Source organism: Pseudotamlana haliotis (assembly GCF_008806375.1).
GTDB lineage: Bacteria > Bacteroidota > Bacteroidia > Flavobacteriales > Flavobacteriaceae > Pseudotamlana > Pseudotamlana haliotis.
Genome location: NZ_WAAT01000022.1, coordinates 139,341 through 164,619, shown reverse-complemented (window position 1 = coordinate 164,619; position 25,279 = coordinate 139,341). Strand labels below are relative to the sequence as shown.

General features: G+C 36.0%; 18 protein-coding genes. 6 read left to right on the top strand and 12 right to left on the bottom strand.

Translation table 11 applies throughout. From position 1 onward, the window contains the following. Window positions 1–202 precede the first annotated feature (202 nt). The 4 genes from F6U93_RS02875 to F6U93_RS02860 form a co-directional block, all read right to left on the bottom strand. Complete coding sequence (locus F6U93_RS02875; protein WP_150936633.1) at window positions 203–1,435, bottom strand: ammonium transporter; 1,233 nt, start codon at window positions 1,433–1,435, stop codon at window positions 203–205. A 34-nt stretch (window positions 1,436–1,469) separates the two neighbouring features. Further along, the gene (locus F6U93_RS02870; RefSeq protein WP_150936631.1) at window positions 1,470–1,808 is read right to left on the bottom strand and encodes a P-II family nitrogen regulator; all 339 of its coding nucleotides are present in this window, start codon (window positions 1,806–1,808) and stop codon (window positions 1,470–1,472) included. A 222-nt stretch (window positions 1,809–2,030) separates the two neighbouring features. Further along, window positions 2,031–3,317, bottom strand: a complete 1,287-nt coding sequence (locus F6U93_RS02865) for an ammonium transporter (RefSeq protein WP_150936629.1) — start codon at window positions 3,315–3,317, stop codon at window positions 2,031–2,033. 107 nt (window positions 3,318–3,424) lie between these two features. Continuing rightward, window positions 3,425–4,438, bottom strand: a complete 1,014-nt coding sequence (locus tag F6U93_RS02860) for an outer membrane beta-barrel protein (RefSeq protein ID WP_150936628.1) — start codon at window positions 4,436–4,438, stop codon at window positions 3,425–3,427. 509 nt (window positions 4,439–4,947) lie between these two features. Between F6U93_RS02860 and gltB the strand changes: the two genes are divergently transcribed. The 3 genes from gltB (at window position 4,948) to F6U93_RS02845 (ending at window position 13,056) form a co-directional block, all read left to right on the top strand. Further along, entirely contained in the window at window positions 4,948–9,462 is a 4,515-nt protein-coding gene (gene gltB / locus F6U93_RS02855; protein WP_225312525.1) for a glutamate synthase large subunit, read from the top strand. Between the two features lie 4 nt (window positions 9,463–9,466). Continuing rightward, the gene (locus F6U93_RS02850) at window positions 9,467–10,930 is read left to right on the top strand and encodes a glutamate synthase subunit beta (protein WP_150936626.1); all 1,464 of its coding nucleotides are present in this window, start codon (window positions 9,467–9,469) and stop codon (window positions 10,928–10,930) included. Window positions 10,931–11,274: 344 nt separating this feature from the next. Continuing rightward, a complete protein-coding gene (locus F6U93_RS02845; protein ID WP_150936624.1) occupies window positions 11,275–13,056 on the top strand; it encodes a carbohydrate-binding protein in 1,782 nt (593 codons plus the stop codon). A gap of 248 nt (window positions 13,057–13,304) precedes the next feature. Here the strand turns inward: F6U93_RS02845 and F6U93_RS02840 are convergent, their stop codons facing one another. From F6U93_RS02840 to fbp, 4 genes are all read right to left on the bottom strand, one after another. Continuing rightward, window positions 13,305–14,558 (bottom strand): DcaP family trimeric outer membrane transporter, encoded by a 1,254-nt coding sequence (locus F6U93_RS02840; protein WP_150936622.1) that lies wholly within the window; start codon window positions 14,556–14,558, stop codon window positions 13,305–13,307. Between the two features lie 290 nt (window positions 14,559–14,848). Next, window positions 14,849–15,667, bottom strand: a complete 819-nt coding sequence (locus F6U93_RS02835) for a hypothetical protein (protein WP_150936620.1) — start codon at window positions 15,665–15,667, stop codon at window positions 14,849–14,851. 216 nt (window positions 15,668–15,883) lie between these two features. Next, entirely contained in the window at window positions 15,884–17,461 is a 1,578-nt protein-coding gene (locus F6U93_RS02830; protein WP_225312523.1) for a M20 family peptidase, read from the bottom strand. Window positions 17,462–17,921: 460 nt separating this feature from the next. Then, window positions 17,922–18,929, bottom strand: a complete 1,008-nt coding sequence (gene fbp, locus F6U93_RS02825) for a class 1 fructose-bisphosphatase (RefSeq protein WP_150936618.1) — start codon at window positions 18,927–18,929, stop codon at window positions 17,922–17,924. Between the two features lie 122 nt (window positions 18,930–19,051). Here fbp and F6U93_RS02820 point away from each other — a divergent pair, with 122 nt between their 5' ends. From F6U93_RS02820 to F6U93_RS02810, 3 genes are read left to right on the top strand one after another with little or no spacing between them, the layout of a single operon-like run. Then, the gene (locus tag F6U93_RS02820) at window positions 19,052–19,531 is read left to right on the top strand and encodes a GNAT family N-acetyltransferase (protein ID WP_150936616.1); all 480 of its coding nucleotides are present in this window, start codon (window positions 19,052–19,054) and stop codon (window positions 19,529–19,531) included. Between the two features lies 1 nt (window position 19,532). Next, window positions 19,533–20,783: an aspartate kinase gene (locus F6U93_RS02815; protein WP_150936614.1), complete on the top strand. Its 1,251-nt coding sequence runs from the start codon at window positions 19,533–19,535 to the stop codon at window positions 20,781–20,783. A gap of 21 nt (window positions 20,784–20,804) precedes the next feature. Then, window positions 20,805–22,646: a GNAT family N-acyltransferase gene (locus F6U93_RS02810; protein ID WP_150936612.1), complete on the top strand. Its 1,842-nt coding sequence runs from the start codon at window positions 20,805–20,807 to the stop codon at window positions 22,644–22,646. Window positions 22,647–22,969: 323 nt separating this feature from the next. Here F6U93_RS02810 and F6U93_RS02805 read toward each other — a convergent pair whose 3' ends face one another. The 4 genes from F6U93_RS02805 to F6U93_RS02790 are packed head-to-tail and all read right to left on the bottom strand — an operon-like array spanning window position 22,970 to window position 25,223. Beyond that, on the bottom strand, window positions 22,970–23,350 hold the full coding sequence (locus tag F6U93_RS02805) for a TM2 domain-containing protein (protein WP_150936610.1): 381 nt from the start codon (window positions 23,348–23,350) through the stop codon (window positions 22,970–22,972). Between the two features lie 34 nt (window positions 23,351–23,384). Then, entirely contained in the window at window positions 23,385–23,771 is a 387-nt protein-coding gene (locus tag F6U93_RS02800) for a VOC family protein (protein WP_150936608.1), read from the bottom strand. Between the two features lie 36 nt (window positions 23,772–23,807). After that, window positions 23,808–24,266, bottom strand: a complete 459-nt coding sequence (locus F6U93_RS02795) for a DUF1801 domain-containing protein (protein ID WP_150936606.1) — start codon at window positions 24,264–24,266, stop codon at window positions 23,808–23,810. Between the two features lie 21 nt (window positions 24,267–24,287). Next, a complete protein-coding gene (locus F6U93_RS02790) occupies window positions 24,288–25,223 on the bottom strand; it encodes a 2-hydroxyacid dehydrogenase (RefSeq protein ID WP_150936604.1) in 936 nt (311 codons plus the stop codon). Window positions 25,224–25,279: the final 56 nt, after the last annotated feature.

Here is a 25,279-nt window from a genome sequence, read left to right as displayed (position 1 = left end):
ATTTCCTGCAAAGGTGAGAAAACGAAAAGCAACAGCACCCAATAATTCATGTCAAAAAACTCTGTGATCCTACGTATAATTTGAACGTAGCTCTAAGTAATCTCAGCACACCTCCGTTTAATAGAATAAAAAAAGTGCTTCACAATATGTGAAGCACTTTTTCTTTGAATATGAATTGATAATAGCAGTTCTAAACTAAATTTTAGTGCTCATTCAATCTGAAATCAGGATATGCATCCATTCCGTGCTCATGTGCATCTAATCCTTCTAATTCTTCTCTTTCAGAAACTCTAATACCTACTGTTTTCTTTAAAGTAAAAATAATTAAGAAAGATGTCACTAAACAGAAACCTGCGTAACATAACACACCGATTAATTGTGCCATAAAAGTGTGCTCTCCGTTTGTTGAAAAGATTCCAACCGCTAAAGTTCCCCAGATACCACAAATTAAGTGTACAGCAATAGCTCCTACTGGATCGTCTAATTTAATAGCATCTACAAAGCTTACAGCAAAAACAATAAGTACACCAGCAATAGCACCGATTATAATAGCACTTTCTGGTGTCATCACATCTGCGCCAGCTGTAATACCAACTAAACCACCTAAAATACCATTTAAGAACATGGTTAAATCTAAGTTTTTATATTTAAAGAAAGATACAGTAGCAGCAACAACACCACCAGCTGCAGCAGCTAAACAAGTTGTTACTAAAGTTATAGAAGTTAATTCTGGATCAGCCGAAAGTACAGAACCACCGTTAAATCCGAACCATCCTAACCAAAGGATTAATACACCAGCCGTAGCTAAAGGAATACTATGTCCTGGAATCGCTTGTGGTTTTCCGTTTTTAAACTTCCCGATACGAGAACCTAATAAATAAACCGCTACTAAGGCAGCCCATCCACCAACAGAGTGTACTAAAGTAGAACCAGCAAAATCATAAAACCCTAATTGGTCTAAGAATCCACCACCCCATTTCCATGAACCAGCAATTGGGTAAACAAGACCTACATAAATCACTGTAAAAATCATAAATGGTCCAATTTTCATACGTTCAGCAACTGCACCAGAAACAATAGTTGCAGCTGTAGCAGCAAACATCCCTTGGAATAAGAAATCTGTCCAGTAGGTATACCCTTCATTATATGCCAAATCTAATGTTCCTTCAGCATTCAAAGGAATATCAAATCCAAATCCTGCAAAACCGAAAATACCAGCAGAATCGTCTGCAAAACCTGGATACATAAGGTTAAATCCTACAATATAATAAAGAAGTAAACCAACAGTAATGATAAAGATGTTCTTAAATAAGATGTTGATTGTGTTTTTCTGTCTCGTTAATCCAATTTCCAAAAATGCAAAACCTGTATGCATAAAGAAAACAAGAGCTGTACAGATCATCATCCATACATTGTTAATTGTTAATAATTCCATAAATCTATAATTAGTTTTTCGTGTTAATTTCTATTTATTTTAAAGACTCGCCTCCTTTTTCTCCAGTACGTATTCTGTAGCATTCGTTAACATCAGAAACGAATATCTTTCCGTCACCAACTTCGCCAGTTGATGCAGCTTTAAGAATTGTGTTAATCGTGATTTCTTCAAAATCATCATTTACAACAATAGCCAAATGTCTACGTTGAATATCACTAGTACTATAAGAAACACCTCTATAAACGTGTCCCTCCTTTTCGTTACCTAAACCAGTAACATCCCAATACGAGAAAAAATTCACTCCAACGTCATGAAGAGCTTCCTTTACCACACGGTATTTAGATTTTCTAATAATTGCTTCAATTTTTTTCATAATATTATTTAGTTTTTATGGTTAGATTTCAAATGTAAAAAATAAATTCCTTCAATCAGATTTTTCTTGCTAACTAGATGTGAATTTAAAATTGCTTAACACAAAAGAACACCTGCTAAAATTAGCAGGCATTCTTTCTTTAAACTTAAAATTAACTACTTAATCCTTTTGAACATTCTTTTTTTTTAAATAAAAAATCTATGTTACTTATATATGAAGAACTTAATCTTCTATTTCTCTTTGTCTTTTCCCTGGGTAAGCTAAAGTACCATGCTCAGAAAGATCTAACCCTTCTACCTCTTCATTTTCAGTAACTCTTAATCCTAATGTCTTTTTAAGGATGAAGAAGAAAATAAATGAAGTTAATAAAGCCCATACTGCATAAGCCAAGGTTCCTATTAATTGTGTTACAAATTGTGCAGATCCACCACCATTGAATAAACCAATAGCTGTATCACCATCTACACCCCAAAGACCGATAACTAAGGTACCCCATGCACCACAAACACCGTGTACAGAAGCTGCACCTACAGCATCATCAATCTTTAATTTTTGCTCAATAAATTCCATTGAGAATACCACGATAATACCACCAATAAAACCAGCGATTAAAGCCCCACCTTCAGTCATGTTTCCACAACCTGCAGTAATACTCACCAAACCAGCTAAGGCACCATTTAAAGTCATATCTAAATTTGGTTTTTTGTATTTAATCCATGATAAGAAAAGCGCACCAACCGCACCAGCAGAAGCTGCAAGGTTTGTTACTAATACAACCATAGATCCACCTTCTGCATCAGCACCACCCCAAGCAAGTTGAGAACCACCGTTGAAACCAAACCATCCGAACCATAAGATGAAAACACCTAAAGTTGCTAATAATTTGTTGTGTCCTGGTATAGTCACAGCTTTACCATTAATGTATTTCCCAATTCTTGGCCCTACTAAAGCAGCACCAACTAAGGCAGCCCATCCACCAACAGCGTGTACAATTGAAGACCCAGCGAAATCAATGAAGCCCATTTGAGCTAACCATCCATCGCCATTCCATTGCCATCCTCCAGAAATTGGATAGATCACAGCTGTCATAATTAATGAGAATAAGATATAGGTTGTATATTTTGTTCTACCCGCAATAGCTCCAGAAACGATCGTCGCTGTTGTAGCACAAAATACCGTTTGAAAGAATAAATCAGCTGGCCCTTGGTTATACATAAAACCACTCCATCCAATCCACCCTCCGGTAGATCCGTACATAATAGAATACCCCATGAACCAGAAAACGATCGATCCAACGGCAATATCTAAAACGTTTTTCATAGCAATGTTCACCACGTTTTTAGCTCTTGTCATGCCTGACTCTACTAAAGTGAATCCCGCTTGCATTAAGAACACTAAGATACCAGAAATAAGCATCCATAACATCCCCATGTCTCCAATAATAGCATCAACATCTGCTTTGGTTGCAGCAACATCTTGAATAACTATAGGTATATTTAATATTGACATAATAATATATTTTTGGTTAGATAATTAGAAGGAGGATAAAAAGGGTTGGTTGGTTATTTATTCTATCCTCCTATTTTTTTTGGTTTGGTGTTAGATAGGTTCTTCTCTTAGAAAGAGTAGATTGCAGCTAGAGTGAAAGCAGCTAAGCTATTAGCAGGCGCACCATCATTATCAATAAAGCTTCCGTAGAACATACCGTCATCCTGATTAGACAAAGCATCTAATCTTAACTCTGGCTTAAGGATTAAGTTCTCGATAGTATAACTACCTGTTAAAGTTGTAGCGAATACAGATGGTAAATCATCACCGTCACCATGTAAAGCAAAATACTCACCTCTTAAACCTATAGAAAAAGAATCAGAAGTTGCAAATTGAGGATATAGCGCAGCTCCGTAGAATCCTTCACCATCGTTATCGTTATAAGCTGCATTAATTCCTAAGAAAAAGGCATCAGATAAATCAAATCCACCAGTATAATCAATCTCGAATCCTAAACCTCCGTGATTACCACTGTCGTAATAAAGGTTAAGAAACTGACCATAGAACCCTAATTGAGCTCCAAGAGCATATTCCCCAGAGAAAGAAGTATCATTAGTATCCCAAGGATTTGTTACAGCTAACATTAAACTAAAGTCATCAGATAATGCAAAATCTGCTTTTAAACCCATATGAGAGAAAGGCCCGCTTGAGAATAAATAAGACGTACTGTAGTTAAAGTTTGCGGCAGGTGCAATTACTTCATACCCTAAAAAGGTATTCCAACGACCAAAAGTTAAGGTAGTTTTGTCAGATACATTCCAGTAAACATAAGCTTGGTTTACAATTCCATCAACAATATCACTATTAAATGTTGCTTCAGCACCTCTTGGCCCAACAACTAAATCAAGAACGGCTCCTGCTTTTTCACCCTCATAAGCAAAAATAACATTACCCATACCTAAGGCGAATCCAGATTTTTTAGCAAAAGCAGTTCCGAAATTAGCACCTTCATTATCTGGAGCAGATAAATAGGTTTGATAATAAGCATCAACAGATCCACTGACAGATAATTTTTTTGGTTCATCCTGAGCAAAAACCACAGTGGCTAATAATAATGCTGATAGTGTAAATAATTTTTTCATAATTGTTATCATTTTTAAGTTGTTAATATTGAAGACCTAAGATTTAGTTTTTGTTAGTTTTTGGTTGATTTTCTTAGATCCTTATCCCTTAAGAACGAGCCAAACTTATGTTAAAAATTTTTAAACCCCATAAAAAATAGGGGTATTTGATTCACTTTTATCGATTTTCCATTTTTACCCCTATTTTTTTAAGGGTATTCTCAATAAAATTTACATTATTGATTTTTTAACAACTTAGAGATTTGAATAATTGTCAGTGTTTTCAATGATTGGATAACATTACCCTAATATTTAATTCATTTACTTGCATTAAATTGAGCATCTATAGATTTATATGAATTTTAGGTTTGAATATTTATTAAAAAATCCCAGTAATATTGATATATCACTATAATAATATAAGGTTCTCTCCTAAAACCGAAATAATGAATTACAGCCTATTGCTAATCGAAAACTAGTCCATATCTTTACCCTTCAACTCAAGTTTTTAAAACCAATATTTGTTGATTATGCTGAAGAAACAAGGACTTTATTTGCCAGAATTCGAACATGAAAACTGTGGCGCGGGTTTTATTTGTAATCTTAAAGGAGAGAAAACAAATCAAATCATTCATGACGCTTTAGAAATTCTAGTAAAACTAGAACACCGTGGTGGTGTAAGTGCCGATGGAAAAACTGGTGATGGGGCTGGTTTATTAATAGATATTCCTCACGACTATTTTACTCGTGTTTGTGATTTCAATATTCCTGAACAACGTGAATACGCGGTTGGCATGGTATTCTTACCAAAAGTAGCCAACCAATATACTTTTTGTAAAACCACTTTTGAAAAAGAGGTTCACGCCCAAGGATTAAGTGTTTTAGGCTGGAGAGAAGTTCCTGTAGATTCTTCACAATTAGGTGAGATTGCGTTAGCATCTGAGCCTAATATCGAGCAACTTTTTATTGGCAAAACAGAAGATATTTCTGAAGCAGATTTTAAAGCGAAACTTTATGCTGCTAGAAAAATAACAGAGCACACCATCAGTAAATCTAAAATTTCTGAAAGTGCTTATTTCTACGTACCAAGTTTATCAAATACAACCATTATCTATAAAGGTATTATCATGCCAGAAGATATTGGACCATATTATACCGATTTACAGCAAATAGATTTAGTAACGCGCTTGGCTTTAGTACACCAACGTTTCTCTACCAACACGATGCCTACTTGGGAATTGGCACAGCCATTCCGTTTTATGTGTCAAAATGGAGAAATTAACACGTTACGTGGAAACGTTAGTAGAATGCGTGTTCGTGAAGAAATCATGAAATCTGATGTTTTCGGACCACAAATTGATAAATTATTCCCAATCATCCTTCCTGGAAAGTCAGATTCTGCTTCTATGGATATGGTTGTGGAATTATTAACACACACCGGACGTTCTTTACCAGAAATCATGATGATGATGATTCCTGAAGCATGGGAAAAACACAGAACCATGTCTGAAGAACGCAAGGCATTTTACGAGTATAACGCTTGTATTATGGAACCTTGGGATGGTCCTGCCTCTGTACCTTTTACAGATGGTGACTACGTAGGTGCTTTATTAGATAGAAATGGTTTAAGACCATCAAGATATACCGTAACAAAAAGTGGAAAACTAATCATGTCATCTGAAATTGGTGTGGTTGAAGTTGCTCCAGAAGACGTTAAAGAACACGGTAGATTAGAGCCAGGAAAAATGTTCTTGGTAGACATGAATGAAGGCCGCATTATTGGTGATGAAGAAATTAAAAGTAAAATTGTATCAGAAAGACCATATAAAGAATGGCTAGACAAAACAAGATTACATTTAAAAGATGTGCCTTACACAAGCGAAACTTGCCCAATTGAAACGATTGATATCAAAACAAGACAACGTTTATTTAACTACACGTTTGAAGATATTCAAGAAGTCATCACACCAATGGCTATTGGCGGCAAAGAAGCTTTAGGTTCTATGGGTATTGACACGCCTTTAGCTGTATTATCTGACAGGCCTCAATTAATCTCTAATTATTTCAAACAATTATTCGCACAGGTTACAAACCCACCATTGGATGGTATTCGTGAAGAAATTGTAACCGATATAAGCTTAGCCTTAGGTAAAGACAGAAATATTTTCAGTATTACTGAAAGACAATGTAGAAAGCTTCGTATTCAAAACCCGGTGATTTCAAATGCCGATTTAGAAAAAATTAGAAGCATTTCTATTGAAGCTTTTAAAGCTGAAACTATTCATATATTATATCCAAAAGCACAAGGTCTTAACGGATTAGAAGATGCTTTAGAAGATGTAGTAAAACAAATAGAAAAAGCATTAGAAAGAAAAACAAACATCATTATTCTTTCTGATAGAGGTGTCAACCAAGAATTTGCTCCAATACCTTGTTTATTGGCTTGTTCTTATGTGAATCACCAATTAAACCGTTTACGTAAGCGTTCTAATTTCGATATTATTATCGAATCTGCAGAACCTCGTGAACCACATCATTTTGCAACCTTATTTGGTTATGGCGCTAGTGCTATTAACCCTTATATGGTGAATGAAATTATTAGAATGCAAGTAAAAGAAGGTTTTATTGAAGGTATGGACGAGCAAAAAGCCGTTGATAACTTTAACAAAGCCATTGGAAAAGGCATTCTTAAAATTATGAACAAAATTGGAATCTCTACACTACACTCGTACAGAGGTTCTCAAATTTTTGAAATCGTTGGTTTCAATTCTCAATTTGTTGAAAAGTACTTCCCTTACACCGCTTCAAGAGTTGAAGGTATTGGACTTTACGAAATAGAAAAAGAAATAAACGAACGTTACAAACAAGCGTATCCAGATAATTTAATCGACAAGCGTTTAGGATTAAACATTGGTGGTGATTACAGATGGAGACGTAATGGTGAGCGTCACTTATTTAACCCAACTACAGTTGCAAAACTACAACAAGCGGTTCGTTTAAGTGATCAAGCCAGTTATGACGTTTATTCAAAAGCCATAAACGAACAGTCTGAAAACTTAATGACCATCCGTGGATTATTTGAGTTTGACAACTTAGACCCTATTCCTTTAGAGGAAGTAGAACCATGGACAGAAATCGTAAAACGTTTTAAAACGGGAGCGATGTCTTACGGATCAATTTCTCGTGAAGCGCACGAAAACTTAGCCATTGCTATGAACCGTATTGGAGGAAAATCTAATTCTGGTGAAGGTGGAGAAGATCGTAAGCGTTTCCAAAAAGATATGAATGGTGATAGTAGAAACTCTGCTATCAAACAAGTTGCCTCAGGGCGTTTTGGAGTAACTTCTCATTATTTATCTAATGCGAAGGAAATTCAAATTAAAATGGCTCAGGGTGCAAAACCTGGTGAGGGCGGACAATTACCTGGTGAAAAAGTATTACCATGGATTGCTTCAGCTAGAAATTCAACACCTTTCGTAGGATTAATTTCTCCACCACCGCATCACGATATATATTCTATTGAGGATTTAGCACAATTAATCTTCGATTTAAAAAATGCTAACCGTGAGGCACGTGTTAACGTAAAATTAGTATCAGAAGTTGGTGTAGGAACCATTGCTGCTGGTGTTGCCAAAGCAAAAGCAGATGTTGTTCTTATCTCAGGATATGATGGAGGAACAGGAGCTTCACCGCTTACTTCTTTAAAACATGCTGGATTACCTTGGGAACTTGGTTTATCGGAAGCACAACAAACTTTAGTTCTAAACAACTTAAGAAGCCGTATCGTTGTAGAATGTGACGGCCAATTAAAAACAGGTCGTGATGTAGCCATCGCTGCTTTATTAGGTGCTGAAGAATTTGGTTTTGCAACGGCTCCTTTAGTAGCTTCAGGATGTATCATGATGCGTAAGTGTCATTTAAATACGTGTCCTGTAGGTATCGCAACTCAAGATAAAGAGTTACGTAAAAACTTTAAAGGGACTCCAGAGCACGTGATTAACTTCTTCTTCTACATTGCTGAAGAGTTAAGACAAATTATGGCTCAATTAGGATTTAGAACCCTAGCTGAAATGGTTGGTCAAACGCATAAAATTAATGCCAACAGAGCAATCAAGCATTATAAAGCTAAAGGTTTAGATTTATCTAGCATTTTACACAGACCAAGCGCTTATAGAGAATTAACGGTAAGAAATACAGAGATTCAAGATCATAACCTTGAGAAAGTTCTAGATTTTACCATCCTAAAAGATTCTCATAGAGCATTATACAGAAAGGAAAAGACGAACTTATCGTATCCTATCAACAATATTAACCGTACGGTTGGTGCTATTGTAAGTAACGAGATTTCAAAAATATACGGTCACTTAGGTTTACCTGAAGACACATTAAACATCAAATTTACTGGTTCTGCAGGACAAAGTTTTGGAGCCTTTGGAGCACACGGTTTAACATTTACTGTTGAAGGAAATACCAATGATTACTTAGGTAAAGGATTATCTGGAGCTAAACTTATCATTAAAAAACCAGCTACAGCAGACTTTATTGCTGAAAACAACATCATTGTTGGTAACGTTTGTTTATTTGGAGCCGTTGAAGGTGAAGCCTATATAAATGGTATCGCAGGTGAACGTTTTGCAGTACGTAACTCTGGAGCGAAGACAGTAGTTGAAGGTGTTGGTGATCACTGTTGTGAATATATGACTGGTGGTCGTGTGATTGTTTTAGGTTCAACAGGAAGAAACTTCGCTGCTGGTATGAGTGGTGGTATTGCTTATGTTTATGATCCTGAAAACAAATTTGTAAATGGTTTATGTAATACAGAAACTATCGAATTTGAAGACATCACATCAGACGATGCAACAGAATTAAAACAAACTATCGAAAAGCACGTGCTTTACACCGATAGTAATAAAGGAAAAGAATTATTGGAAAATTGGGAAACTAGTTTAGGTAACTTTGTGAAAGTAATGCCTATTGAATTTAAACGTGCCTTAGAACGTTTAGCAACTGAAGAACCAATGGTAGAAGAATTAACAACAGCATAGTGTCATGGGAAAAATAACTGGATTTAAAGAATTTGAAAGACAAGATGAAGCATACGAACCAGTAAAAGATCGTATTAAGAATTATAATGAATTTACAATTCCTTTAAGTGAATCTGAAGAAGAAAAACAAGGCTCTCGTTGTATGGATTGCGGTATTCCGTTTTGCCACAGTGGGTGTCCTTTAGGTAACTTAATCCCAGATTTCAACCATATGGTGCATCAAGGGGAATGGCAAAAAGCCTCTTGGTTATTACATTCAACAAATAACTTCCCTGAATTTACAGGAAGACTATGCCCAGCACCATGCGAAAAATCATGTGTATTAGGTATTATTGAAGACCCTGTTGCTATTGAAGATATTGAAAAACACATTGTAGAACGTGCTTTTAAAGAAGGTTGGATTAAACCACAACTTCCTAAAACAAGAACAGGAAAAACCATTGCTATTGTAGGTTCTGGTCCTGCTGGTTTAGCAGCAGCACAACAATTAAATAGAGCCGGACATACGGTAACTGTTTTTGAACGTGATGATGCTATTGGAGGGTTATTACGTTATGGTATTCCTAACTTCAAAATGGAGAAAGGCATTATTGACCGTCGTGTAGCCATTTTAGAGGCTGAAGGCATCACATTTAAAACTAACGTAAACGTTGGTGTAAATTATGATGTTAAAGATTTAAAAGCTTTTGATTCTGTAGTTCTTTGTGGTGGCGCAACCGAAAGAAGAAGTTTACCAACGCCTGGTATTGATGCCGATGGTGTGGTTCAAGCTATGGATTTCTTAACACAACAAACAAAAGTTGTTTTTGGTCAGGACATTAAAGACCAAGTATTAGCTACAGATAAAAATGTTATTGTTATTGGTGGTGGAGATACTGGATCTGACTGTGTTGGAACATCAAACCGTCAAGGTGCTAAATCGGTTGTGAATTTTGAAATCATGCCAAAACCACCAGGACACCGTTCGCCAACAACACCTTGGCCTTTCTGGCCATTACAGTTAAAAACATCTTCATCACACCAAGAAGGTGTTGAGAGAAACTGGTTAATTAACACCAAAGAATTCATCAAAGATGAAAATGGTAACCTAACCGCTCTAAAAACTGTAAACGTAGAGTGGAAAATGGTACCAGGTGAACGTCCGCAACTTATTGAAATTGCTGGAACAGAAAAAACTTGGCCATGTGATTTAGCCCTATTAGCTTTAGGTTTTACAGGACCTGAAAGCACTTTAGCTGATAAATTAGGTATAGAGAAAGATGCACGCTCAAATTACAAAGCAGAATATGGTAAGTACCAAACTAGTGTACCTCACATTTTCACTGCTGGTGATATGCGTCGCGGACAATCATTAATTGTTTGGGCGATTTCAGAAGGTAGAGAAGCTGCGAGACAAGTTGATATCTTCTTAATGGGTAAATCTAATTTACCTTCTAAAGACATGACAGGTGATTTAGTTGCCTTATAGTATATTTTAAATTTAGTGTATAAAAAAGCGAATCTTTACAGGTTCGCTTTTTTTTTGTGCTCATTTTTTCCTCATCATTAAAAAAGTTTAAACTGAAATTTAATACGAAGGTTACGAATATCACAATCACATAAACCTCTTAAAATCAATAAAGTCCAATAAAATAATTTCAAAAATCCGTTAAACTGTAATTTTTTAACATTTTTATTGACAATTTAATGATTTAATAGTGGTAAAATTTGGAAAATCTCTTTTTTCGTATAAATTTGGCGCACCAAGCTGGTGAACCACATTAGTTAACCAGCTAAATATTAACATTTTACTAAACTATTTTAAATTAATTCATGATGAAAAACAAATTTTCAAGAATTGGCAAGACAACAATTTTTAGTCTCGCTACACTAGCCCTCGTCTTTGTTATTTTCGCCTGTTCAAGCGAAGAAGTAACCCAACAAGAAACCAATGCAGCAGATGAAACAGCAGCCTCTGCATTTTCTAAATCTACATTATCCTCCAAATCTGCCGTAACCATACAAGCCGAAGCATATGATAGCCAAAGCGGTACTCAAACCGAAAGCACCGGAGATTCAGGTGGTGGACTAAACGTAGGCTGGGTAGATACCGGAGATTACCTAGAATATGACATTGATGTACCAGCATCAGGAAGTTATAAGTTCGAATTTAGAGTAGCTTCAAAATCAAACACCTCTAAATTTGATTTCTACCAAGACAGCAGCAAGTTATCAAATGTTAACAAAGCCTCGACAGGCGGTTGGCAAAATTGGGTAACAACTGCAAAGACTGTTGATTTATCTGCAGGAAGTAGTACCCTTAAAATTTTAGCTACAGGTAGCGGATGGAACATCAACTGGATACGTATTACACCTGTTGATGTAGATGATAGCAGTTCTGAGAACTTAGCGCTCGGTAAAACAGCTGAGCAATCTTCTGTAAGTCATGGCGGAAATGCAAACCGTGCTGTAGATGGCAACACAAATGGCGCATGGTCTAACAGCAGTGTTACCCACACATTAAGTGAAGCTCAACCATGGTGGCAAGTACGTTTAGGTCAAGACTACCAAATTGGAAGCATTAAAATCTTTAACCGTACAGACTCTTGTTGTAAATCACGTTTAAGTAATTTTGACGTTTTTGTATATAAAGAAAATGGTGATTTAGCTTATAAAACCACTATAGAAGACACTCCAAATCCTTCGGTAACCATTAATACCGGTGGTGTAACTGGTGCTCGTGTACGTGTAAAATTAAAAGGCACCAACCCACTTTCTTTAGCTGAAGTTCAAGTATTCTCTACTGCAGGTGATGATTCTGGTTCTGGTGATAATGGTGATGACGATGACTCTGGTTCTGGAGAAGTAGAACCAGGAAACGCAAGTATCCCATCTGATTTAATGAGCAATTGTAACCAATGGAAAATCACCTACCCAGATGGTGTTGAAGACAAAACCCTATGTGGAGAGTCTAACAACGAATACTTCTATGTAAACGATGATAAAAACGGTATGGTTTTCCGTGTGCCAATTAGAAGCAACAATGGATCAACACCTAATTCAGATTATATCCGTTCAGAGCTTAGAGAACGTGAAGAAGATGGTGGTTCTGATATCTACTGGACAACTTCAGGAACACATGTCGTGTATGTAAAACAAGCCATTACGCATTTACCTATTGTAAAAAGCCATCTAGTAGCTACTCAAATTCATGGAAATAAAGACGACGGTATTGACGATGCTATGGTACTGCGTTTAGAAGACAAGCATTTATTTTTAAGCTTTAACGGTGGTAAATTGCGTAGTGATTTAACTATAAAAACGAACTACTCATTAGGCACATTACATGAAGTTATTTTTGAAGTAAAAGACGGTAAACATTACTGCTATTACAGTGAAGATGGCAACCTTAAAAATGCCTATGCTAATGGAAACGCATCATCTTACATAGTAAAAGACGGAAGTAGCTCGGTGTTAATGGACAGAGATTACGGTGAAGCTTACTTCAAAATTGGTAACTACACACAAAGTAATGCTGAAAAAGAAGGAAGTGAAACAGGAAAATCTAACAACTACGGTGAAGTTGTAATTTACGATTACTATGTAGAGCACTAAACCACATACTATAATTCTAAAAGGAAAAAGGCGATGATATATTTCATCGCCTTTTTAGTTCTAAAATATCCCATGAAATTTGACCTATACTTACCTAATAAAATTTTTTAACAACCTAAAGCATCTTAACTAACCTGCTAAACAACAGATATTTATCGTAATTATTACAGCGATTCTAAAAGGTTTTACCAAGGTTATGGAATTACAGTTAAACGAATTTGATGCTTTGCACAAAAAATGGCTCAGTCCTAAAACTGAAATTTAGCCATCGTTTGTAGACGACTAGCGTTTCCATAAGCATCATTAGATGTTCTTTGAGCACCCCACATATATTCGGCACCTATGGAGAAATTTTTACCAAACGTGTAAACAAGGTTGACATGTCCGATACCACCACGTTTTAAGGCATAATCAGCCCTAGCTTCTGGCGCATCTAACCACCCGTAAGCGTAATTAAAATTAGATTCTAATTTTGGGCTCCATCTATGCATAAAACCTATCATTATAGATTTAGCCAGCATTGGGTCTAAAATACCCTCTGCATTCAATACGGCATTAGCATTACTTCCTGCAAAAGCTATAATATTTTCGCCATAGGCATTACCGTAATTAACATTAAACGTGAGATAATTACTGTCTCCAACATATTGTCGACCAGCAACAACAAAAGCCCATTGCATGGTTTGGTCTTTTGGACCATTGGCGCCACCATCCCAACGCAGTTGTGCAATACTGGATCCTAAAAACAATACTCCAGATTGCCACCTATAATCTAGTCTTAAGGCCAATAATGGTAATTTCAAATTTGCCTGTCCTTCTAAGTTGTTTGGGTTTTCTATACCTAAAGCACCTAAATACTCCAGTCCAACTGCTAATTTTAATTTGTCGTTAAGTTGTTTTTGGTATCTAATCTGTGTAGTTCTCCCTCCAAATAACGCATCACCAGCAGCAAAATCAATCATAAATGCCATCGATTCAAGAAATGACAAGGTGGTCCAAGTTTGACCAATTATAAAATCTCCAGCCGTGATGTAAGCATGTCGTATTCTAAACTGATTACCATCTGTGAAAAAATCACCTTCAAAGAATAATTGTAAAGGAACTTTACTTTCTGAAAACCTTCTTACATCTATATTTATTCTTGTTTCCTTTGCAAAAAATGACAGGTATCCTTCGTTTCCATAAGCAGGCTCTCCTTCTACAGGAATAGTTGACATTAAAAATTGACTTTTATCGGTAGTTCCATCAAAATCATAAATAAAGTCCGCCTTTAAATACCCTCCAATTTTCATTCTCAAATCGGTTCCAAACATAGGCCATGACCCTTTAAAATCAGCGTTTATTAGACGTTCTTTAGCCGTTCTTAAAATATGTTCATTTAAATCTTTCTCTGGTATGACTAATTGGCTTTGGATAGAATCCTTATCAACTATATTTTGACTATTAATTATAAATTGACACTGAAATAATATGACAAAAATTAAATATTTTAAACTCCTCATTTTATTTTAATAAGTTTATATTTTTAAAAATACGAGTATAAATTAATTACAGGCGTATTGATTATGTTTTACTTTTTTGGCTTGTTTTTACCTACAAAGAAGAACTATAAAAAACATAAATCGGCAACACCTTCAAGCCTCACTTGTTTGACCTACCGGCAAAATAAAGCTGAATGCTACAAGGCCAACGTATATTGCTTACACTATATTTAAATTAACTTTTAGGTCTCTAGCTGTTTATCACTAAAATATATACAATAAACCGTATATTTCAGTTTAAAACTCTATTGTTATGGTGCTTTAGGGAAAAGAAAGGAAATTTGTGCTCTCATTCCAAAATCAAATCTTGTTTCTGAAGGAGCAATTAAGTTAAACTTCGGCCCAACGCTAAAAGACACTTTCTGTTTTCCAACAGAAGTTATTCCACTCACATTAGGATTAAACATAAGGTTTGTTGTATTACCCTCCCAATTTTGAGTAAATTCAAAAACAGCAGAAACTCCAGCTCCAGATGGCCAGTTTTTCACAATAAAAGGTTGGAAAAAAAACTGATTCACATCGGCTCTATCGCTATCACCTGCAACACTCCAAATTTGATTTACTAAAGCACCCAAGGTGATTCCGCCTTTAGTTTGTTTTAAAGCAACGGCAGTAGGACCAACACCAAATTTCTTAGTACCTAGAAAATCTTCGGTAGCAGTTGGCACCAAGAAGGCTGGACCAAAACCCCAAATAAGCCCTCCTGCTTTTGGAGTTGGACTAAAAAACCCACTTAACACGACATCACTCAACCCTGTTTCCGTATTTCCTATTCCTGTAACATTTTGTTGAGAAATAATTGGAATTACGGCTCTAGTAATTAATGTTAAATCATCTGAAAGTCTTATGGGTAGCACAGGTTGTACGTTAGCTGTAAATCGGGAACCCTCAAGTTCACCTATTCCAAAATCTGAATTTGTTTGTATAGGCACACTAATAAGACTAGCAACAGGATTAGCCAACTTTTTAGCAAGCTCACCTACACTTCCCGCATCTTGAGCATAAGTCATTGAAACAGAAAGAAGCAAGACAGTTAAAATAATATAATGGTATATTTTTTTATTTTTCATAATAATTGGTATTAGTTAATATTGTTCTTATAAACTTTGCAAGGGTAAGGGTCGTTATCATAAAAACTATAGAACACCATAAACCATATAGAAAATAACATGTATCTCTACTAAGTCATTAAGAAGCATCCAACACAATTAGCCCCTCTACTCTATCAACTATTTTGAAGCCTTAGATTAAAAATAGCTTTGAGTTAAGCATACTCAATCTTTATTCTACTTTTTTAAGGTTTCAAGATTATTAAAAATTTGATAAAAGAATCCAATAGATTTAGCATATTCATCCACTAAAATACGTTCATTAACCCCATGAAACCCTTTAAATTCCTCAGTATTCTCCAACTGAATAGCTGTAATGGTATAGGTGTCTGGTGCAAAATCCCTAGCCTGAAAATGCTTTGAATCTGATCCTCCAATTACAAAAAATGGTGCCACTATCAAATCGTTACCCCAAATTTGACGAATTGTTTTTTCAAGTACTTTATATGCATCACTATTAGGGTCTGCTATATTGGTAGCGGGTGTAGATGCAGAGATATCACGAATTGTAATGCGATCATCTTCAATAGCTTTTTTAACATGCTCAATAATAACTTCTGGTGTGTCTCCTGGCATAGGTCTAAAATTCACCACAGCAGTTGCCGAAGGAGGCAAAACATTATCCTTTATTCCCGCATTAAACATACTCACGGCTATAGTAGTATGCAACATAGCTCTGGTCACTTGGTTAGTGGCCATTTCGTCAATAAACTTTTGTTCTAAATCTGTCATTTCATCATCCTTTCCAAAAGCGACAGCGGCGTACAACGGCTGTAAAGACTCTTCTAATTCGGGACCCATATAACGATACTGATGACGTACTGCTGGATGGATTTTGTATGGAAACTGTGCATCTTCTAGTTTTGTGATGGCCTCTGCCAAAATTCCAATATTTGATTCTTCTGGTGGTTGAGAAGAATGCCCACCTTCACCATTCATGGCAATTTCTAAACTAATAAAACCTTTTTGGGCAATACCAATTAAAGCCGTATTATCCTTGATTCCTGGAAATATACCAGGTGTTATCGGTGCTGATTCATCCATAACATAAGCGAATCGTTCAATACCACGTTTCTCCAGCACATCGGCTATATACTTAGCACCTTCCGATCCACCTACCTCTTCATCTTGTCCAAAAACAAAATATAAAGTACGAGAAGGCTGCCAACCTTCTTTCAATTTCATTTCTGCTGCTTCCAAAATGGCATGAACTTGGTTTTTGTCATCTAAAACACCTCTTCCCCAGATATAACCATCTTTTATTACACCTTTAAATGGATCTTCCTTCCATTGGTCTCTAGACTCTTCTGGTACCGGCACTACATCCATATGTGCATAGAACAAAGCAGGTTGTAAAGTGGGGTCTTTCCCTTCCCATGTATAAAGTAAACTATAAGGTCGTGGTTCTCCCAATACTTCCTTTTTTATAGTTTTGTGAACCAAAGGATAGGAACTTTCCAAAAATTTATGATACCCTAAAAAGGCTTCTGTATCAAAATCATCTCTATCTTGATTGGAAATGGTTTTGTAGGTTACTGCTTTTGATAATCGCTCTACCGCTGCATCTAGATCAACATCAACTTCGATCTGCTCAACACCAGGCATTTGCATGGAGGTAAATTCCTCAGTCGGTGTGGTCACTTCAACCTGAGTTTCATGATTACCTTTTTCTGATTTTTTACCACAGCCCACTAGTAAAAAAATACTTGCTACCCCCATTAAAGCTGCGACCTTTGTTTTCCTATTTGTTCTCATGTTTGTTTCTATTTTTATTAATGTTTCTGGCAATTTATTGAATAAGAAATCTAGTATCTTTGGTTAATACTTCTGTTATTTATTTGATCTATAGAACAAATAGGCTTAGCAAGAAATATCTATAAGCAAAAGATAGGACAAAAATACTATTTCTTACCTAAATTACTATGCGTGCATACAAAAAAACTCACAACAATTAACCATTTCATAATATGACTAATGCATTATGAAGGAAAATTTTATTTTTAAAAATTAAAACCTTTAAAATGAAAGAGGCAATTCGAGATCCTCAATTCACATAAGAAAACTCAAATCCAACCCTAAATAATCATTAAGAGGAAAACAAATAGGGAAATTCTAAAGTAAATTTTGATAAATTACTTTTTATGACAAATTCAAATCCAGATGGGTTAAACTTGATATTTAAAATTTTAGAGAAATTTTTAACAACAAAGTTTATTTATTTGGCATTTCTCATAAACTCTTCGGCTTTTTCAACCATATTTTTGCTTCCGCAGATAAAAGGCACACGCTCATGCAATTCAGTAGGTTGCACATCTAAAGTACGCGTAAAACCATCACTAGATTTTCCGTTAGCCTGTTCTGCTAAAAAAGCAATAGGATTACATTCGTATAACAAACGTAATTTCCCCTTTGGGTTTTTAGAGCTTTGTGGATATAAATAAATACCACCTTTAATCATATTTCTGTGAAAATCGGAAACCAACGATCCGATATAGCGTGAAGTATAAGGACGGTCTCCTTCTTCTTGCTGACAATATTTAATGTAATTTTTTATCCCTTGCGGAAAATGAATATAATTCCCTTCGTTTACTGAATATATATGTCCGTCTTCTGGAAAAGTCATCTTAGGATGCGACAAGTAAAAAGAACCAATGGCTGGATTTAAAGTAAATCCGTTTACACCAGCACCAGTAGTATAAACGATCATTGTAGAGGTTCCGTAAACCACATAACCCGCAGCTACTTGCTCACTTCCCTTTTGAAGAAAATCATCAATAGTCACCGGTGTTCCTACTGGAGTTACCCTTCTATATATCGAGAAAATCGTCCCCACAGAAACATTGACGTCAATATTTGATGAACCATCTAAAGGGTCAATTAAAACCACATATTTATTTCCATTATTTTTATCCTGACTATTAATAGCGATAAAATCATCTTCCTCTTCACTGGCAATGCCACAAACAATGTTTCGTTTGGTCATGGTTTGTATAAACTTCTCGTTAGCATAAACATCTAACTTCTGTTGATCTTCACCTTGTATGTTTGTATCTCCGGCAGCACCTATAATATCAACTAGTCCAGCTTTATTTACTTCGTGATTCACAACTTTTGCAGCTAATCGAATGGAATTAAGTAGACTAGATAATTCTCCTGAAGAGTATTGAAATGCAGATTGGTTTTTAATAATGAACTCTCCTAGGGTTTGATGTTGTCCAGACATAGATACTTGTTTTGGTTTGCACAAATATCTGTATTTTTTCCATAACTACACCGATTTCGGAAGCGTTATACACCGAAAATAATGAACTTTTAAACTATATTTGATTTTCATTTCCTTTAACTATGAACTTTACAATTAGAGACGCCAAAAAATCAGATATGCCTCAAGTGCTAAACTTAATCAAGGAACTAGCTGTTTTTGAAGAAGAACCAGATGCTGTTGAAGTATCCATTACTAATCTTGAACAAGATGGATTTGGAGCGCATCCAGCTTTCCATTGTTTTGTTGCTGAAGTAAACAACAAAGTAGAAGGCATTGCACTTATTTATAATCGCTACTCTACTTGGAAGGGTAAAATCATTCATTTAGAAGATTTAATTGTGAGTAAAGCCATGCGAGGCTCTGGACTGGGCACCGCGCTTTTAGATGCTGTTATTAAGCACGGACATCAATTGGGGGTAAAACGTATTAACTGGGAAGTTATTGATTGGAACGACCCTGCAATCGCCTTTTATGAGAAAAAAGGAGCCAAAGTATTAAGAGATTGGGATGTGGTACATCTAGATGAATCTGGAATTAAAAACTATATAGCCAACTTATAATATGCGTATATACAAATTTGGAGGTGCTTCGATTAAAGACGCTAAAGGTGTAAAAAATGTAGCTTCGGTTTTACAAAAAACAGGTTATGAAAACACCTTGATTGTCATTTCTGCTATGGGTAAAACCACCAATGCTCTAGAAATGGTTATTAAAAACTATTTTGAAAACAAAAATGAATTACAAAGTGCCATTCAGGAGGTGAAAAAATACCATAATGGTATTTTATTAGAATTATTCGACCATGATGAGAACACCATATTTGAAAAAGTGAACGCATTTTTTGATGAATTGCATGCTTTCTTCAAAATAAACAAATCACCAGATTACAGCTATGTTTACGATCAAGTGATTGGTTACGGTGAACTTATATCTACCACTATAGTAAGTGAATATTTAAACAGTATCAACTTAAAAAACCATTGGATTGATGTTCGTGAACACATCAAAACTGACAGTTATTTCCGTCGTGCAAAAGTAGACTGGGACCTCACCCAGCAGAGCATCAAAGAAAACTTTGGCAAGGACACTCTTAATATTACCCAAGGTTTTTTAGGTAGCGATTCACATAATTTCACAACCACCCTGGGCCGTGAAGGAAGTGATTACACTGCCGCAATTTTCGCATATTGCTTAAATGCCGATAGTGTGACCATTTGGAAGGATGTTCCGGGGGTTTTGAATGCCGACCCAAGGTATTTTGGAAACACCACATTACTAAACAAAATCTCCTATCGTGAAGCTATAGAACTCGCTTTTTATGGGGCATCCGTGATCCACCCAAAAACGCTACAACCCTTACAACGTAAAGAAATTCCGCTGTTTGTAAAATCATTTATCAATCCAGAAGCTCCAGGCACGCAAATAGGGAAGAATAAAGATTTAGAGCCTAAAATCCCATGTTTTATCGTAAAAAAAGATCAGGCACTTATCGCATTGTCGTCTTTAGACTTTTCATATATCGTTGAAGAAAATATTAGTGAAATTTTCAATTTGTTGGCCACCTACAAAATGAAGGTGAATGTCATTCAGAATTCAGCCATCAGCTTTTCGGTATGTATTGATAATGTTTACAACAATCTTGATCAACTTTTACAGCACTTAAAAGCAAAATTTAAAGTAACTTGCCACGAAAATGTATCACTATATACAATTAGGCACTATAACTCAGAATCTATCCATCAAATAGAAGCCAATAAAACCGTGTTAATAAAGCAATTAACCCAAGAAACAACACAAGTAGTGACTAAATAAATCATTTAGTACTTTTACATCATGAGTAAAACACAGGATTTAGGACTCGTTTCCGCTAAAGAAGTAGCCAAGGCCATTCAACTTGATAAATATGGCGTATTAGGCACGGTTTCAGGTTGGGTTTTAATGAAAGTGTTAAAAATATCAACGCTCAACAAAATATATAAACGCCATAAACACCTAAGCGAATTACCCTTTTTAGACGCGATTCTAGATGATTTTCAAATCAAATTTGAAATTCCTGAAGCCGATTTAAAACGACTACCAAAAGACGGTGCTTATGTAACCATTTCGAACCACCCACTTGGAGGTATAGATGGTATTTTACTCCTTAAGCTCATGCTAGAGCAGCGCAATGATTTTAAAATTATAGCCAATTTTTTACTGCATCGTATCGAGCCTATGAAGCCTTATATCATGCCAGTAAATCCTTTTGAAGACCGTAAAGATGCTAAATCAAGTATTGCTGGCTTTAAAAATGCCATTATGCACTTACGTTCTGGTCATCCCTTAGGTATTTTCCCTGCTGGGGAAGTGTCTACGTATCGTGATGGCAAATTGGTGGTTGATCGCCCTTGGGAAGAAACCGCTATGAAATTGGTGCAAAAAGCAGGTGTTCCTGTAGTGCCTATATATTTTCATGCAAAAAACAGCCGTTTATTTTATCAGCTTTCTAAAATTAGTGACACCTTTAGAACAGCCAAGCTCCCATCGGAACTGCTCACCCAAAAAAAGCGAGTTATTAAGGTTAGAATAGGAAAGCCTATTTCTGTAGACGACCAAAAAGAGTATCCTGTTTTACAAGATTTTAGCGACTTTTTAAGACGTAAAACCTATTTACTGTCTAATTCCTTTGAAGAAGCTTCAAAGTTAACCAGCAACCTCACTTCTAATTTAAAACCTTCTAGGCCACCAAAAAAAATTGCAACACCTGTTGACCAACTTTTAATGATGGACGAAGTTAAAACGGTTAGAGAAGATGGCTCGCGACTTCTGGCAAGTAAAAACTATGAAGTGTTTTTGGCTGACCCCAAGAAAATCCCTAATATTCTTCGGGAAATAGGACGACTTCGTGAAATTACCTTTCGCGAAATTGGAGAAGGCACCAATGAAGACATCGATTTAGATCACTTCGACAATTATTACCACCACATGTTTCTTTGGGACAATGACAAAGATGTATTGGCTGGCGCCTACCGCATGGGCTTAGGGTCTCAAATTTATAAAGCCTATGGTATCAATGGGTTTTACCTTCAAGATCTTTTTAGGTTTGAACCCGAATTACATAAAATGATGAGCGAGTCTATAGAAATGGGGCGCGCTTTCATCATTAAAGAATATCAACAAAAACCCATGCCTTTATTTTTACTTTGGAAAGGCATTGTACACACCACATTACGCTATCCAGAGCACAACTACCTGATGGGCGGGGTAAGTATTAGTAACCAGTTTTCAAACTTCTCGAAATCATTGATGATTGAGTTTATGAAATCACACTATTACGACCCTTATATCGCTCAATATGTGCGTCCGAAAAAGGAATTTAAAGTGAAGCTCAAAGACGCCGATAAAGATTTTGTCTTTGACGAAACTGAAGCTGATTTAAACAAATTTGATCGTTTTATTGATGAAATAGAGCCTGGTGCTTTACGTCTTCCAGTACTTCTAAAAAAGTACATCAAACAGAACGCACGCCTAGTTGCCTTTAATGTAGACCCCCTATTCAATAATTCGGTTGACGGCCTCATGTACATTAAAATCGCTGACCTCCCAGAAAGCACCGTACGCCCTGTTATGGAAGAATTTCAAGCAGAGCTAGAGAATAAATTGAAGGACCTCAACAAAGAAGATGAGAAGGCATAGACTTGTTGTTCATTATTTCAAGCCAAACAAAAACTCAACATTTCTTTCACATAAACATTAACCATTACCCCACTTAGATCCAAAAAAAATACTGAAGAACTAATTGATCTTTCAGATTTAGGCATACAATATTATAGTATATGGTTATTGGTTTTATATTGTAAATACAGTGAACCTGGCACCAATAAATGGGGACCTAATCCAAAAACGAACACCGAGGGAATCAATCAAATTGGTGTTGAGTAATTTTTAAATAAACATGACTAGGCTGCTAGGAAAAACTCTAAGCAGGCTTATTTTTTGAATTAATTTATTTAAAAAATTTAAAACCAAGGCTTCTTACCTACCTGATAGGTATTATAGAACTCGGCATCAGATTTGGTTAAATAAATAATACCTTCAACAAAACCAATCATCCAAGTCACCCAAACCAATAAAGCCCCAATTCCAAAACAAGACAACATCATCCCTACTAGAGTAACCCCTAAAAGTACACCTCCTTCTTTAGTGTATCCTAAAATAAATTTATGAACGCCAAAGGCGCCAAATAGCAAACCCAACACCCCAGCAAGCAATTTCTGGTTATCACTTGAACCAAAGGTTTCTTTTGCGTTCTCAGCAAATTCTGAAGCCGTTTCACGAGCCTTTTCTTTCGCTGATTCAAAAGCTTCGTCAAAGTCGGTTTTATTGTTTTGTGTAGGCATTTCTTTTTCTAAGATTTGAACATAAGCCCCAAAATTACAAAAAAGCACTATCTATAGGCTCCCAAAGTTCGATTTTATTCCCTTCATTATCTAAAACCCAACCAAATTTACCATAATCGAAAACTTGCATCTCACCAACAATAGTTACGCCTTCTTCTTTTAAAACTTTAAGCAATTCCTCTAAATTTTCAACACGATAATTAAACATGCAATCCTTTTTTGATGGCTCAAAATAGCTTGTGTTTTCCGGAAAAGGGCTCCATTGCGTAGAGCACTTATTGCCAGCTTCATCCTTCCACCAGAAGGTACTCCCATAATCATCGGTATTAAAACCTAGATGTTTCTCATACCAATCTTTAGAAGCTTTGGGGTTAACCGACTTAAAAAACACCCCACCTATTCCTGTAACACGTTTCTTCATAATTTGTTCGTTTTATATTTCCACGGCAGTGAAAACTCACTTCTTTTTTATGGCTTTTTCATAAACTGCAACCCACTCGGCTACACTGAGCTTACTGGTCAATTCCGCTATAAGTTCATAAGGGATAGCGCTCACTTTTTTAAACCGAATGCAACTTTTACCCATATCGAGCTTTAATTTACTGTGTTTAGGATATTCAGAAACAAACCAATCGTACAATTCTGGAATAGCATAAATACCACTATGATAAAGATTTATGGAGTTTTTTTGAGACGCAAAACTCATAAACGGTAAGGGTTCTTCTGGCTTACAATGGTAACCATCTGGATATAGGGTATGTGGCACATAATAGGCAATCATACCGTATTGTATGCCTTCTTCAAAGCCTTTAGGTAGATGTTCTAAAATGGTTGCTCTTAGTTTTTCAATGGGTGCTACCCGAACTTCAGGCAACTGACTGATGTAATCTTCTGGAGAATCTGCTTTGTACTGCACGTTATTTTGTTTTCCTTAAAGTTAACAAAATTTCGCTTGAATTTTATCTACAATGGTTTGAGCCAGTTTTTCTTTGCTTTCTACGGTCCAACCCGCAACATGCGGTGTGAGCAAGACATTTTCAGACTCAATTAAATATTTAAAAGCTTCAGGTAATTCCGTAGAAAACAAGGTTTCAAAAGAAGCTTTTTCATATTCTAAAACATCTAATCCGGCGCCTAATATTTTCCCTGATTGTAAGGCAGAAACCAAATCTTGGGTCACCACACTCTTTCCGCGAGCGGTATTGATTAGCCAAAATGGTTTTTTTACTTGATTAATAAAGTTAGTATCAATCATGTTTAAAGTGAGTGGTGTTTGTGGTGTGTGTAAACTAATCACATCTACTTTTTCCTGAAATTCAGCCAAAGACACTTGTGAAGCATTGGCATCACCAACACCATCTTTAATATCATAACAGAGCACCTCAACTTCAAAACCTCGTAATTTTTTAGCGAAGGCCTTTCCCATGTTTCCGTAACCGATGAGTCCCACGGTTCGACCATCTAATTCAACACCACGATTGGCTTCGCGCAACCACTTTCCGCCTCTTACTTCGGCGTCAGCCTTATTCAGTTTATTAAATAATGACAGAAGCATCCCTAGCGCATGCTCGCCAACGGCATTTCTATTCCCTTCGGGTGCCGAAATTAAATAAACGCCTTTGCTTTCCGCGTAAGCGCAATCAATATTCTCCAATCCCGCACCTACACGACCAATGAACTTCAAATTGTTTGCAGCATCCAAAAAAGTTTTATCAATGGTGAAACGGCTTCTTAATATAATACCATCGTACTCATGAATTTTCGCTTCAATTTCGGCTTTTGACGATGTATAATCTTCATGATTTTCAAAACCTAAGGCCTTTAATTGGTCGATTAACAACTCGTGATTGGTATCTAAATGGAGGACTTTCATAAATCTGAATTAGATTTCAAATTTACGAAGTTTTACCTTAAAGCCACCTCGCTGCA

Excerpts from the sequence above, each read along its gene's own strand:
- F6U93_RS02810 (WP_150936612.1), top strand. The coding sequence starts at position 20,805 with ATGAGTAAAACACAGGATTTAGGACTCGTTTCCGCTAAAGAAGTAGCC.
- F6U93_RS02845 (WP_150936624.1), top strand. The coding sequence starts at position 11,275 with ATGATGAAAAACAAATTTTCAAGAATTGGCAAGACAACAATTTTTAGT.
- F6U93_RS02815 (WP_150936614.1), top strand. The coding sequence starts at position 19,533 with ATGCGTATATACAAATTTGGAGGTGCTTCGATTAAAGACGCTAAAGGT.
- F6U93_RS02830 (WP_225312523.1), bottom strand. The coding sequence starts at position 17,461 with ATGAGAACAAATAGGAAAACAAAGGTCGCAGCTTTAATGGGGGTAGCA.
- F6U93_RS02835 (WP_150936620.1), bottom strand. The coding sequence starts at position 15,667 with ATGAAAAATAAAAAAATATACCATTATATTATTTTAACTGTCTTGCTT.
- F6U93_RS02865 (WP_150936629.1), bottom strand. The coding sequence starts at position 3,317 with ATGTCAATATTAAATATACCTATAGTTATTCAAGATGTTGCTGCAACC.
- F6U93_RS02805 (WP_150936610.1), bottom strand. The coding sequence starts at position 23,350 with ATGCCTACACAAAACAATAAAACCGACTTTGACGAAGCTTTTGAATCA.
- F6U93_RS02875 (WP_150936633.1), bottom strand. The coding sequence starts at position 1,435 with ATGGAATTATTAACAATTAACAATGTATGGATGATGATCTGTACAGCT.
- F6U93_RS02870 (WP_150936631.1), bottom strand. The coding sequence starts at position 1,808 with ATGAAAAAAATTGAAGCAATTATTAGAAAATCTAAATACCGTGTGGTA.
- gltB (WP_225312525.1), top strand. The coding sequence starts at position 4,948 with ATGCTGAAGAAACAAGGACTTTATTTGCCAGAATTCGAACATGAAAAC.
- F6U93_RS02840 (WP_150936622.1), bottom strand. The coding sequence starts at position 14,558 with ATGAGGAGTTTAAAATATTTAATTTTTGTCATATTATTTCAGTGTCAA.
- F6U93_RS02790 (WP_150936604.1), bottom strand. The coding sequence starts at position 25,223 with ATGAAAGTCCTCCATTTAGATACCAATCACGAGTTGTTAATCGACCAA.
- F6U93_RS02850 (WP_150936626.1), top strand. The coding sequence starts at position 9,467 with ATGGGAAAAATAACTGGATTTAAAGAATTTGAAAGACAAGATGAAGCA.
- F6U93_RS02800 (WP_150936608.1), bottom strand. The coding sequence starts at position 23,771 with ATGAAGAAACGTGTTACAGGAATAGGTGGGGTGTTTTTTAAGTCGGTT.
- fbp (WP_150936618.1), bottom strand. The coding sequence starts at position 18,929 with ATGTCTGGACAACATCAAACCCTAGGAGAGTTCATTATTAAAAACCAA.
- F6U93_RS02820 (WP_150936616.1), top strand. The coding sequence starts at position 19,052 with ATGAACTTTACAATTAGAGACGCCAAAAAATCAGATATGCCTCAAGTG.
- F6U93_RS02860 (WP_150936628.1), bottom strand. The coding sequence starts at position 4,438 with ATGAAAAAATTATTTACACTATCAGCATTATTATTAGCCACTGTGGTT.